Raw genomic sequence first — 13705 nt, 5'->3', positions numbered from 1 at the left:
AGGAAAATGAGATGCGCTTAAAGCAAGTAAATGTACCCAAAGCGGTATTTACACTCAGTACACTTTCCGTCTCCTGTTTACTGGCGTTGAACAGCTATGCCGCCGTAAACTGCGATGGTTTGGATGATTGGCAATCTAGTGCGGTATACACTGGCGGTGCTCAGGTTCAGCATAATCATGTGGCCTATCAAGCGAAGTATTGGACACAAAATAATAATCCAGCCCAGTTCTCTGGTGATTATGCACCGTGGCAATTACTTGGTAGCTGTGATACTGGCAACGGTGGTGAAGATGGTGATACGGAGGGGGATGATAATCAGCCGCCAACGATTGAAATAACTCTGTCAACTAACACCGCTGAGTTGGGTGATACAGTAAGAGTTTCTGCGGACGCCGACGATAGCGATGGTCAAGTGGCTAAGGTGGAATTTTTTATCTCCGGCCAACGCGTGGCAACGGTATCACAAGCGCCATATATTTTTGATTACGAAGTCACCCGTTCTGGAAATTTAGCTATCCAAGCTAAAGTAACGGATGATAAAGGTGCACTATCCAGCTCTTCGATATTAACATTAACCGTCGCCCATGCGCTTATTGCCAATACGTGTCGTCCGGATGGTTTGTATCAAACTGAAGGCGTTAATGTTCCTTATTGTACTGTCTACGACGAGCAAGGACGTGAAATCATGGCGGGTGGCCAACCAAGGCGTGTGATTGGTTATTTCACCAGTTGGCGAGCGGGAGATGATCCTCAAACCTCCTATTTAGTGAAAGATATTCCTTGGCAAAACTTGACCCACATTAATTACGCGTTTGTCAGTATTGGCTCTGATGGCAAGGTCAACATCGGTAATGTTGATGATCCCAACAACCCCGCAGTCGGAAAAGAATGGGAGGGAGTTGATATTGATCCGACACTCGGTTTCAAAGGTCACTTTGGCGCGTTAGCAACCTATAAAGAACGTTATGATGTCAAAACCTTGATCTCGATTGGTGGATGGGCGGAAACGGGTGGTCATTTTGCCGATAATGGTGAACGAATCGCCGATGGTGGTTTCTATACAATGACGACCAATGCTGATGGTTCTATTAATCATCAGGCGATTTCTACTTTTGTTGATTCAGCAATAGAGATGATGCGTCAATACCGTTTTGATGGCTTAGACATCGATTATGAATATCCAACCTCGATGTCTGGTGCCGGTAATCCCGATGATAAAGCCTCCGCAGAATCACGTCGTCCTTATCTGATGCGTTCTTACCATGAGTTAATGCGGGTACTACGTGAGCGATTAGATATCGCCAGTGAGCAAGATGGTATTCATTATATGCTGACGATTGCCGCCCCTTCATCTGCTTACTTACTACGTGGTATGGAAACCATGGAAGTGGCTAAGTACCTCGATTATGTCAACATCATGACTTATGACTTACATGGTGCGTGGAATGATCATGTTGGACATAATGCCGCTCTTTACGATACCGGTAAAGACTCTGAACTTGCTCAATGGGGTGTTTATACGACAGCACAATATGGTGGCATCGGCTATCTGAACACCGATTGGGCTTTCCATTATTTCCGTGGCTCAATGCCAGCGGGACGGATTAATATTGGTGTGCCTTACTATACGCGAGGTTGGCAAGGGGTGACGGGAGGTGAAAATGGCCTTTGGGGACGAGCACCGTTACCGAATCAAAATGAGTGTCCTGCGGGTACTGGGGAAGGAGAAAAGAATAATTGCGGTTACGGGGCGTTAGGATTAGATAACATGTGGCATGATTTGGATGCCAATGGGAATGAAATGGGCGCAGGTTCTAACCCAATGTGGCATGCCAAAAACCTTGAACAAGGTATTTGGGGCTCTTATTTAGCCGCTTACGGATTGCATCCTGAGAGTACGCCATGGGTAGGCCAATACCAGCGTCACTTTGACAGTGTTGCGATCGCTCCTTGGTTATGGAACGCGGAAAAACGAGTCTTCCTTTCTACCGAAGATAAACAATCGATCACTATTAAAGCGGACTACGTTATTGATAAAGAGATCGGCGGTATTATGTTCTGGGAATTAGCCGGAGACTATAACTGCTATGTGCTTGATGCCAATGGTCAGCGTGGACAAATCGATTGGACAGAGCAAGCTTGTGCGAGCGGTAATGGTGAGTATCACATGGGTAATACCATGACCAAAGCCATGTATGAAAAATTTAAATCTGCTGCCCCTTACGGCAATCGAGTAGCGACGGGAGCCATCCCTGATCAAGTGGTGGATATTCGCGTGACTATTGATGGCTTTAAAGTTGGCGATCAAAACTATCCCATTAACCCTCGCTTGACCTTTACTAACCATACTGGGGTTGATCTTCCTGGTGGCACGCAGTTCCAGTTTGATATCCCCGTTTCCACACCGGATAACGCGAAGGATCAATCTGGTGCAGGGTTAGCGGTTATTTCTTCCGGCCATACGCGAGGCAATAATATTGGCGGCTTAGATGGTACGATGCATCGTGTTGCCTTCTCATTGCCCGCATGGAAAGCATTACCAGCGGGAGAGAGTTATGAACTGGATATGGTGTATTACTTGCCGATTTCTGGGCCAGCGAACTACAGCGTTAATATTAATGGCAGAGAGTACGCTTTTAAGTCTGAGCAGCCAGACTTACCGTTGGCCGACCTTTCTGATGACAATGGCAATGGCGGTGGTAATGGTGAAGACCCGGGCAATGGAGGTAGCACACCTGGAGACGTTGTGCAATGGCAACCCGGTGTTAGCCAAGTCGCTAATGGCACGACAGTGACGTATAACGGAAAGTGTTTTATTGCCAAAAATAACCCAGGACCTTGGGAATCACCGATGCAAACCAATTGGTTTTGGGATGAAGTGGCTTGCCCATAGTTATTAGTGTGACTGGTTAACGGTAACAGGTAACAAGACCGCCGATACATGGCGGTCTTTTCTATGCTATTACTTAACGATTCAAGCCGAGGTTGTTTAAAACTGGTAACTTTCCGGCACGACAACAATGCCTTTTTCCGATAACGTAAAGCGTTGTAAATCAGCAGCGCGATCGACACCAATTTTGGTATAAGGTGGAATCTTGACGTGTTTATCGATAATGCATCCGACTAACTGGCAGCCTTCGCCGACTTCGACATCATCAAATAAAATACTGTCGACTATCGTTGCTCCATCATTGATCCTAACGCTGGATGAGACGATGGAGTGTTGTACTGAGCCTCCGGAATTAATCACACCATTGGCAATGATCGAGTTAATAAAAATGCCTTCGTTTCCGGTGGCTGACGAGACGGTGCGTGCTGGTGGTAGTTGCGGTTCATAGGTGCGAATCGCCCAATTTTTTTGATAAAGATTCATCGGCGGGACGGGTTCTAGCAAATCCATATTGGCTTCATAAAACGAGTCAAGTGTGCCAACATCTCGCCAGTAAGAATCTTTAGCGACACGTCCTTTTTCATTAGCAAATTGATAAGCAAATACTCGGCCCGATGGGATAAGTTTGGGGATAATATCTTTACCAAAGTCGTGGCTTGAATGCTCAAGCTCCGCGTCCTCGAATAATGCTTGCCTTAGTGTGTCCATGGTAAAAATATAGATGCCCATCGACGCCAAGCTGCGATCAGGATTATTCGGCAGAGCAGGTGGGTCGTTTGGTTTTTCAACAAAAGAGCAAATTCGTTGCGCTTCATCAATCGCCATAACACCAAATGCTGAGGCATCTTTGCGAGCCACTTCCATACAGGCAATGGTCAGTTCTGCTTTATTTTCAATATGTTCTTCCAGCATTGCCGCATAATCCATGCGATAAATATGATCGCCGGAAAGCACGACAACATACTTTGCATCGCTGCGCGATAGCAGCCACATATTATGAAACAGCGCATCAGCAGTGCCTTCGTACCATTTACCTCCTTTGCGCATTTGAGGTGGGACGACCGTAATAAACTCTCCCAGTTCTGGATTGAAAATTGACCAACCATCGCGCAAATGCTTTTGTAAGGAGTGTGATTTATATTGTGTGAGTACCAGAATACGCCGTAGACCTGAATGTAAGCAATTAGTGAGGGTAAAATCGATAATACGATATTTACCGCCAAACGGAACGGCGGGTTTTGCTCTATCATCGGTTAGGGGAGATAAGCGTGAACCCATTCCTCCAGCTAAAACGACGGTTAAGGTATCTTGCATCTTTTATCTCCCTATTATTGTGCAATGGATAATTTTATACAGAATAGTACAAATATTGGGCCAAAATGGTGAAGCGCTTATCATATTATCCTCGCCCTTAATATGGCTGTACTGGTGCTGATATTTTGAAATGCGCCATGAATGATTAGCCATCGTTGGCGCTTATTCAAGGTTAGTCTACGATGGTGCAACGCTATGGCAGAGAAAACCTCATGACATACTTACGGTGTTTCTACTGCATTATAGAGTTGAAATATCGACTGAAAGAGTAAGAAAAAGCATCGTTATTATTTTAGAACAATAGAGAGACACGATGAGTGATGCTTATCTTTTGCACCAGATTTGTGCAAGTGCACATTGCTGGTGAGGTGAATGGTCGATTGAATTTCATCACTTATCTTGCCATTTCACGACTCAGTAATACGGAAACCTGATTGCGGCCCGTGGCTTTTGATTCATACAACGCTTTATCTGCTCGCTGGTAAGCTTCTTGTTCCGAACCGATAATGTCAGTGAGTCCTGCGCTAATCGAAACACGCTTAGCATGAAGTTGATAAACTTTGATGCGTAATCGCTCAATAACCGCTTGCGCTTCCTCGATGGGGGTATGGGGTAAAATTATCGCAAATTCTTCGCCACCAATTCTCGCTAAAAAATCTGATTCGCGTAGACCATCACGCAGCGTTTCAGCGACGGACTGAATAATATAATCGCCATGACTATGGCCAAATTGATCATTAATTCGTTTAAAGTGATCAATGTCTAAAATGGCGAGACAAGAGTGTTCATATTCTGGGTAACGTTTAACTCGATGGCATTCGAGGTGAATTTGTTGGTCAAATTTACGTCGATTCCAGATCCCCGTTAAGGCATCTTTCTCACTTTGTTCACGCAGCTTATTTTCCAGCGATTTATATTGAGTAATATCGACAAATGAAGCGACATAATATTGAATAATGCCTCGATCATCCAAAATGGTTTGAATTCGGAGAATTTCTGTTAGTTGTGAGCCATCTTTACGCTTATTGATGACTTCACCTTCCCAAATGCCTTCTTTTTGTAACGATCTCCACATATCGACATAAAATTGCTGATTGTGTTTACCGGAGGCAAATATAGAGGGTTGTTTACCTTGAACTTCTTCTAACTGGTAGCCGCTTAAACGGGTAAATTCGTGATTAACCTTAATGATCCGGTTTTGCTTATCAGTAATCACAATGGCAGACATTCCATTCATCGCAGCCAAGGCTAATTGGCTCTCAAGGCTATTTTTTTGGTGAGTGATATTCCAAACCACGCCGCTTCCAGCCACGATACCCAGCAGTAGAAAAATACTGGTAGCTTGCACGAGTAGATCGTGACGTTTCGCGGTGCGTTGTTGCTCTAGGGTCTGTGGGTCATGACTGTTGAAAATTATTAAGCTTGCCCCTTCTCGCTCAGTCTTGGGTAGCGAGAGTTGCATAAAATGATATTGACGGCCTTGATAAATAAACAAGCCTTGATCTTGTTGTTGAATCGATCGCCAGAGTTCCGGTGATTGCTGCGATAAATGGGCAATGGGATCATTAGCGTCATCGTCTGAGGAGGACGACAAATGAAGAACCGTTTCTCCATTGTGATTTAAAGCCGTAAATTGTGAGGTATCGACGGCGATGGTTGATTCTGTGTTAGTCGGTACAGAGTGACGTTCGAGTTTTGCAAGCTCGTGCGCGAAATAGAGAAAAGGCACACATCCGAGAATGCACCATACCATAAAAAACTGAGCGAGATTTTTAGCCTGTGACGATGACATGATTAACTTATAATGATTATTAAGCGGTGATTATAGACCTTTAAAGCGAGAGATTACTTCCAATATGTTCAGTTCGTGCGCTCGCTCAACATTGGTGCATATACGGTAATCAGGAAAAATGAAAATTTACAATGTAAACTGAGTATTGGCCAACAAGAAAACCTTCCAGTAAAAGAGAGAATGAGGAGTTAACGATTATGAAGAAAGTACTCATGCTGCTGCTTCTCATTTTTGGTTTAGCGTGTGCGGGCGCTGGCTATTACCTATTTTATTACAAGCCAGAACAAGAACGGCTAGAGGCTCTAAATCAACGTTTGACGCCTGAGGCACCGATGTCTCAAGAATACGAACCAAGTGCTCCTGCTTTTGTCATGCCAGATATCATGGACTACTACGTCAATGAGCCCACCCTTGGTGTGCGCGAGAAGCCGGATAAAGATGGGTTTGTTCATCGGTTACTTTATCGTGGTGAGCCGGTATTTTTGTATGAAAAACAAGAGGGGTGGGGAAGACTAACGCCTTTTTACGTCTATGAAGAAGGGGGACCTGAAGTGGCGGAGTGGATCCCATTGGATGGGCTGGTGGTTGATCCGCCTGTGATCACCCCAGAGGAACGGCGTGAAACCGTACTGAGCTATATTATGAATTCAGATGATTTAGAGGTGTTTAAAACCATGTTTATTCAAACCACGGATCAGCTACTGAGTGATAAAACTTGTGTTCCGGGTGATTTTAAAGAGTTAGGAGGTTGGGTTCGCTCCGTTCGTTATCAGTCTGAGGACGTTTATTTTGTCTATTGTGGTGGTTTAAACCAAGCAAATAAAATTTATCTTAATGCACAAACTGGGGCCATTTTTTATCAATAATGATTAAGATATTAGCCATAGCTTACGATTAGCGATAAACGCATTAGTTATATTTGACGAAAATTTTACTTGAGTCACACTCTACTCAGTTCTACACTGAGCTGTCCTATTAAGAATGAATTGATCATGCTCGAACGTATAACGTATTTTTTCTGGTTAGCTTTTCTTGCGTTGTTATTACCTTCGCAAGCGTTGGCGTGCTCGGAAAATTACGCTAATTCAAGCATTACTCTCAACCATTCTGTTTGGAATGCGGCTTCACATGGCGTACAAAATCCATTTGAGTTTGATTCTCAAGAGAGTCCGATCGATGTTGACTCGGTGCCAACCAGCGACACGTTGGCGAAAAGTATAGTTCAAGCGATTCTTAATCCGCCTCGCTTGCAGCTCACCGAGATTAACTTACCTCTCGATAATGGCTTTGATTTTCCTCATCTTGAAGGAAATGACGCTCTGCCTCGTTCTATCGATGCGGATCGCTATGCCGCTCAAACTTGGACGTCCATTCCTTATCAGCATTTTCATGCCTCACATCGTCTTTCCGGTTGGAAAGAGACCAACGCCATGTACGTGGCACTAAATAGCCATTTCCTTTCTGCTTAATCTCACTTTTACGTGACAATGTCACAATTTTAGTTTTTTAACTCGGCTATGCCCGAGGAGAGAGTTATGCAGAGAAAAACCGCTAAAACGCCAGCGCGTATTATGAATCGCTATGCGACATGGAAATACGTGGTATTGGTTATAACCGTTATCTTACTCGGTTTAAGTGCCATTCCTACTTGGTATGGTGAACAACCATCAATTCAAATTGAGTCTAATCAAAAAGACAGCCCTTTAAATAATGTGGTAACGGTTAATCAATTATTGCAAAAGCAAGGAATTGCTGCCCAAGAAATCCGTCAAGAAAATAACCACACGACGCTGGTTTTTAAAACTGAAACCGAGCAAAGCCAAGCACGCAAGTTATTAGATAATTTCGTGCAAGAAGGAGAAAGTTTAACTTTCTCTTATGTTTCGGTCGCACCCTCTTGGTTCACGCAGATGGGATTTACTCCGATCAAGTTTGGCCTAGATTTACGGGGTGGGGTGCAATTTCTATTAAATGTTGACGTGGATAAGGCGTTTCAAGAGCAACGAGATGGCATTACTGATGAAATAAAAGACATGCTCGTGAATCAACACATTCGCGGTGTGAGAATTGAGCATGAAGGTAATGATGGCTTTTTAGTCACCGTCAACTCACGAGCCCCACTCAATAAAATCAGTCAGTTTGTCAAAGAAAATTATCAAGGATGGGAGGTCAAGCAATCTTCCGATCAGCTGACTGTACAACCGAGTAAACAAAACAAGTTGGATTTTCAATCAGCGACCATCCAGCAAAACTTGAAAATCATGCGTGATCGTATTGAGGAACTTGGCATTACCGAAGCTTTAGTTCAGCGTCAGGGTGAGCATAGTATTCGTATTGAGCTACCTGGGGTACAAGACCCTGCGCAAGCGAAAAACGTCATTGGTGCGACAGCAAGCTTGGCGTTTTATGAAGTTAATACCAGCGGTATAGCTGGCCGTGATGATTTACAACTGAAAGACAATAATGGTCAGTTAGTCATTTTGCATAAACGTCCAGTACTCACAGGGGATCATATCGTTAATGCTCGCGCGGGTATGGATAAAATGGGTCTTTCTGAAGTCAATATTTCGCTTGACCATGCGGGTGGTAAGCTAATGAGTGACTTCTCGGCCAAGCATATTGGCAAACCCATGGCGACCGTGTATCGAGAGTACAAAACCAATGCTAATGGAGAGACGGAACGCAGCGAACGCGTGATCAGTGTGGCGACGATTCAATCGCAATTGGGGAGCCAGTTTAGAATTACCGGCGCAGGTTCGAATCAAGATGCTCAACAACTGGCATTGTTGTTAAGAGCCGGATCACTCACTGCTCCAGTGACAATCGTCGAAGAAAGAACCATCGGTGCATCGCTCGGTGCTGAAAATATTGAAAATGGTTTTGCAGCCTTGGCGCTAGGGATGGCATTAACGTTAACCTTTATGGCGTTATGGTATCGCCGTTTAGGTTGGGTAGCGAACGCTGCTTTGTTGATCAACATGGTGTGTTTATTTGGTTTAATTGCGTTATTGCCGGGAGCGGTATTAACCTTACCGGGGATTGCTGGTTTAGTGTTGACGGTCGGTATGGCGGTGGATACCAATGTACTTATCTTTGAGCGAATTCGCGATAAGTTAAATGAAGGGCGTAGTTTTGCTCAAGCGATTGATAAAGGTTTTAGCAGTGCGTTTAGCACCATTTTGGATGCCAACGTGACTACGATGATTACTGCGATTGTTTTGTATTCGATTGGTAATGGACCGATTCAAGGTTTTGCATTAACGCTGGGATTAGGGTTGATCACCAGTATGTTTACCGGTGTATTTGCATCACGGGCATTAATTAATTTGATTTGGGGACGTGATAGTCGCCGAGATGTGAGGATATAACGATGGTGACTTATCTAAAACAACATATTCGACGTATTCGTCACATTACCAATATCGTTTCGATTGCTTTAACCCTGTTAGCATTAGCGGCTTTTGCGATTCGTGGTCTTAATATGGGGCTAGATTTCACTGGCGGTATGGTAACCGAAGTCAGAGTGGATAAATCATTAACCCATGATCAAGTCTTAAATACTCTCAAGCCGGAGCTGGGGGATTCTACCAGTGTGATTCAGTCTGGTGAGGAAGGGCGTTGGGTCATTCGCTACCCGTTAGTAGAAGAGCAACAAAGTGCTCCAGAAATAGAGACGTTACTGAGTACTATTTCATCTCAGATTGAAGTGGTGAGTAATAGCATGGTCGGCTCACAAGTTGGTGAGGAATTGATCGATCAAGGTGGCTTAGCATTATTGATTTGTATCTTATGTATATTGGGCTACCTTTCGTTTCGTTTTGAATGGCGGTTGGCGAGTGGTGCTTTATTAGCGCTATTGCATGATGTGATCTTAGTACTCGGTTTTTTTGCGGTGACGCAAATGGAGTTCAACTTAACCGTTTTTGCCGCCACTTTAGCAATCTTAGGATACTCACTGAATGACTCGATCATTATTTCCGATCGGATTCGTGAACTGCTGGTTGCTAAACCCAAAGCACCGCTGGCAGAGATCAATGATCAAGCGGTGATTGCAACTTTTTCTCGCACGATGGTGACTTCAGGTACCTCATTAATGACAGTGTCTGCTCTTTGGTTAATGGGTGGCGAACCATTACAAGGCTTTGCTATTGCCATGTTTATCGGGATTATTTCTGGCACGTGGTCATCCATTTCCATCGGTACCGTACTCCCTGAATGGTTACATTTAGAGTCCAAGCATTATCTGCCGGTTGAAGTTGATATGGCGCCTTAAATATCGGAACCCCCTTGATAACCTCAAGGGGTTTTTTATACGGTTTATCCCCTTCCTACGTGAAGCTGAAAAGGTGTTGGCTACGTTCGATCCTACAATGAACATAGACACGCTATGTTCATTGGCGCTCACTCATTACAACTCCAAATGGTTTGGGTATAGATTTTAGGAACGGTAATGATGGCAAGCATGACGAGATATATTTAATTTACGCATTTTTGAACGTAGAGTATTTGGATTAATAGCGAGTAGTTTAGCGGCTCCAAAAGGACCTTCTATTCTTCCGTGGCAATGACGTAACGCATTGCAAATATGGTCATATATCACCTTCTCTAAACTAAGGAATGATGAGACTTCTGCATGACTTTCACTGTTTAGTGGAGATGTGGTGGGCTCTTGCAAAGAGTCAGGTTGTAAGATTAACGATTGCTCAATGGCAAGATATTTTCCCTGTCCTAAAATCGCCGCTCTTTCGATAATGGCTTGTAATTCCCTGACATTACCTGGCCAATGGTAGCGTTTTAAGTAATCTATCTGTTCATCACTTGGTAAACAAAGGGGTAAACCTAGACGATTGGACGCTTTGTGAGCAAAATGCTCGGTGAGTTGTTGCATGTCACCAAAGCGTTGGCGCAATGCTGGTAGATGAATTGGAAAAATATTAATACGAAACCATAAGTCCTCTCTAAATAATCCTTGCTGGACAGAGAGTTCTAAATTTCGATGTGTAGCAGCAATAATACGAACGTTAACGCTGATTTCTCTTTCCCCTCCAACCCGAGTAAATGAGCCTTCTTGTAATACTCGTAATAAGCGCACTTGAGCCGCTAAACTTAATTCACCTATTTCATCTAAAAATAACGTACCGCCATCGGCGCGTTCAAACCATCCTTTTTTTTGAGAGATTGCACCAGTAAAGCTGCCTTTTTCATGCCCAAATAATTCTGAATCAATCAGTTCCGAAGGGATAGCACCACAGTTTACTCGGATAAAGTCGTTTTGAAATCGCTGTGAGTGATTATGGATATAACGGGCAATCACTTCTTTTCCAGATCCGGTCTCCCCAAGGATAAGAGCTGTAGAATCAGTCAATGAAACCAATTGTACTTGCTGCATTGTTTGTTTTAGACCGTGATTTTCGCCAATAACCATTTTTTTCATACTCATTTTTCGAGGAATACCTGTTAAATTTAAAGGGTTTATTGTTATTTAGAAATGAGTTTTTATTCCATATAGTAATAAAAAGTTATATGGAATTTTTTAGTGAAATAGAGATGTGAAAACCATTAATTTTCAGTTGATTACATTGATATTTAACTAATTTATAAAATTCGCTGATTTGGCATGACTTGTGCAATCAATAGGTTACATTCATCTATATTGATTAGGGATTGAGTATGATAGATAAAATTTTGGTGATTCCAGGTTATAAAGGCAGCCCTAATGGGCATTGGCAAACATGGCTTCAGACTCAATACCCTAACACGGAGAGGATAAAGGAGATTGATCACCATAAACCGATTCTTAGTCAATGGTCAGCACAGATCCAACAGTATCTAGAGCAGCAAACGCTACCCATTATCATCATTGCTCATAGCTTCGGTTGCTTAGCCGCTTTAGATGCTATCGTTCGAAAACAGTTACAATCAAAAGTGAGTGGTGTCTTATTTGTTGCACCGGCTTCGCCGTATCGATTCACTTCTTATGGTCATAGGGCTGATTTTCCGAACGAACGTTCGATTGTTGAAACGTTAACAATTCGCGCCCTTGGTGTTTTGGGGACCATGGTAGTAAGTAGAAATGATCCTTGGATGAACTATGACCATGCTTGCTGTTTAGCTTCTGATTTGGGCTTACTGACTTACGATGCGGGTTATGTTGGTCATATTAATATTGAGTCAGGACATGGACCATGGCCGGAAGTAAAAGCACTTATTGATGATATTCAATTACAAGTCCAACGAAATGTTAATTCATTTAAATAATATTTATTTAAAATTAGCAATTAGATTTAATTTTATGGAGAAATAATAGATATCAATATCCATGCTTAAAAACGACTAGATTAGCTATTAATAGAACATTTAACTTGGCCTAAATTTAAATATACCCTTCCTACTTGAAGCTGCAGGGGTGTTGGCTACGTTCGTTCGCCCCAATCACATAGTCTATCTATGCTCATGGGGATTATGAGAGCCATCCGTGGCTCTCACCAAAGGCCAGCCTACGGCTGTTCAAATTTGTTCCAGACAAATTTGTCACTCACTTGCCGTCTACCTGCAACTCCAAGTTGTTTGGGTATATCACTTTTTATGGTAAGGGCCTATTAAATCTTAATTTTGTGATTTATTAAACACCTACGTTTTTACTCACTAGTGATAACGTTTCGTGATAATGGTTTTATTAAAATAGAATATAAACTACGGAGAAAATAACAATGCATGAATTACCAACGCTATCTTTAGCTGAACTTTACTCCAATAGAGACCAATTTATTTATTCACTTAGCCGAGTTGCAAGAGAGGTTGGTTTTTTTTATCTATCAGATTTTGGTATTAATAATGAAAAAATCAATCATATTCATCATATAGCCACTGATTTTTTCACTTTATCTTCAGAAGAGAAAAATAAAGTTTCCATGATTAACTCCCCACATTTCAGAGGTTTTTCTGGTATTGGAGAGGAAAAAACTAAAGGGAGCATAGATATACGTGAACAGTTTGATGTCATGAATGAAGAACCAGCAAGGCAATTAGAAGACTCACCGCTATGGATGAATATTTATGGTCCTAATCAATGGCCAGCAAGTATTCCTCATATGCGTGAGCTTATTTTAGACTTTATGAATGATCTGTCTTTTATTGCTCAAGAGTTGTTATCAGCCTTTGCTTTGGCGTTAGAACAAGATCCTGATGTATTTAATCACTCGATAATGGGTAATCCATATCAACATCTAAAGTTGATCCGCTATCCTTATGTTGATTCGGCACAGAGCTCTTCACGTCAAGGCGTAGGAGCACACAAAGACCCAGGTTATTTAACGTTACTTCTCCAAGATAAGGTTAGTGGTCTCGAAGTATTAATTAATGATAAATGGCTCGCGGTTCCACCGAAAAAAGACACCTTAATTGTGAATATTGGTGAATTACTCGAGCTTGCTTCAGATGGCTATTTAAAGGCAACTGAACATCGTGTAGTAAGCCCTAATCATGGACAGGAGCGGTTCTCTATTGCTTATTTTATGGGCCCTAGATTAGAGAGTCGGGTTCCTAAATTATTACTACCAGAAAAGTTAAAAAATCAAGCTTTGGGCCCAACTTCAGACCCCAATAATCCACTATTCTATCAAGTGGGAGATAATGTATTAAAAGGACGTTTAAGATCTCATCCTGAAGTGGCTAATAAATATTATAAAACTATCGTTAAAAACTAAAA

10 protein-coding genes are annotated in these 13705 nt (G+C 42.5%); 7 read left to right on the top strand and 3 right to left on the bottom strand.

What is annotated here, in order from left to right; translation table 11 throughout:
- Positions 1-11: 11 nt before the first annotated feature.
- Positions 12-2894: a chitinase C-terminal domain-containing protein gene (locus tag BSR11_RS12515; RefSeq protein ID WP_072670685.1), complete on the top strand. Its 2883-nt coding sequence runs from the start codon at positions 12-14 to the stop codon at positions 2892-2894.
- A gap of 96 nt (positions 2895-2990) precedes the next feature.
- Here BSR11_RS12515 and glgC read toward each other — a convergent pair whose 3' ends face one another.
- Positions 2991-4205: a glucose-1-phosphate adenylyltransferase gene (gene glgC / locus BSR11_RS12510; RefSeq protein WP_072670684.1), complete on the bottom strand. Its 1215-nt coding sequence runs from the start codon at positions 4203-4205 to the stop codon at positions 2991-2993.
- Positions 4206-4599: 394 nt separating this feature from the next.
- Positions 4600-5997 (bottom strand): sensor domain-containing diguanylate cyclase, encoded by a 1398-nt coding sequence (locus tag BSR11_RS12505; RefSeq protein WP_072670683.1) that lies wholly within the window; start codon positions 5995-5997, stop codon positions 4600-4602.
- Positions 5998-6194: 197 nt separating this feature from the next.
- Here BSR11_RS12505 and BSR11_RS12500 point away from each other — a divergent pair, with 197 nt between their 5' ends.
- From BSR11_RS12500 to secF, 4 genes are all read left to right on the top strand, one after another.
- Positions 6195-6863, top strand: a complete 669-nt coding sequence (locus BSR11_RS12500; protein WP_072670682.1) for a hypothetical protein — start codon at positions 6195-6197, stop codon at positions 6861-6863.
- A 126-nt stretch (positions 6864-6989) separates the two neighbouring features.
- Complete coding sequence (locus BSR11_RS12495) at positions 6990-7466, top strand: hypothetical protein (protein ID WP_072670681.1); 477 nt, start codon at positions 6990-6992, stop codon at positions 7464-7466.
- A 66-nt stretch (positions 7467-7532) separates the two neighbouring features.
- Positions 7533-9365, top strand: a complete 1833-nt coding sequence (gene secD, locus BSR11_RS12490) for a protein translocase subunit SecD (protein ID WP_072670680.1) — start codon at positions 7533-7535, stop codon at positions 9363-9365.
- A 2-nt stretch (positions 9366-9367) separates the two neighbouring features.
- Positions 9368-10270 (top strand): protein translocase subunit SecF, encoded by a 903-nt coding sequence (gene secF / locus BSR11_RS12485; protein ID WP_072670679.1) that lies wholly within the window; start codon positions 9368-9370, stop codon positions 10268-10270.
- 165 nt (positions 10271-10435) lie between these two features.
- Here the strand turns inward: secF and BSR11_RS12480 are convergent, their stop codons facing one another.
- Positions 10436-11437: a sigma-54 interaction domain-containing protein gene (locus BSR11_RS12480; RefSeq protein ID WP_240004069.1), complete on the bottom strand. Its 1002-nt coding sequence runs from the start codon at positions 11435-11437 to the stop codon at positions 10436-10438.
- A gap of 230 nt (positions 11438-11667) precedes the next feature.
- On the opposite strand from BSR11_RS12480, the gene BSR11_RS12475 reads away from it, so the two are divergent.
- Together BSR11_RS12475 and BSR11_RS12470 are read left to right on the top strand one after the other, a co-directional pair.
- Positions 11668-12255, top strand: a complete 588-nt coding sequence (locus BSR11_RS12475; RefSeq protein WP_072670677.1) for an RBBP9/YdeN family alpha/beta hydrolase — start codon at positions 11668-11670, stop codon at positions 12253-12255.
- 452 nt (positions 12256-12707) lie between these two features.
- The gene (locus tag BSR11_RS12470) at positions 12708-13703 is read left to right on the top strand and encodes an isopenicillin N synthase family dioxygenase (RefSeq protein WP_072670676.1); all 996 of its coding nucleotides are present in this window, start codon (positions 12708-12710) and stop codon (positions 13701-13703) included.
- Positions 13704-13705 lie beyond the last annotated feature (2 nt).

The sequence above is a fragment of the Vibrio injensis genome (genome assembly GCF_001895205.1).
Taxonomy (GTDB): Bacteria; Pseudomonadota; Gammaproteobacteria; order Enterobacterales; family Vibrionaceae; genus Vibrio; species Vibrio injensis.
Note: the sequence above shows the minus strand (reverse complement) of the source record. Positions and strands in the feature narration are given on the sequence as shown.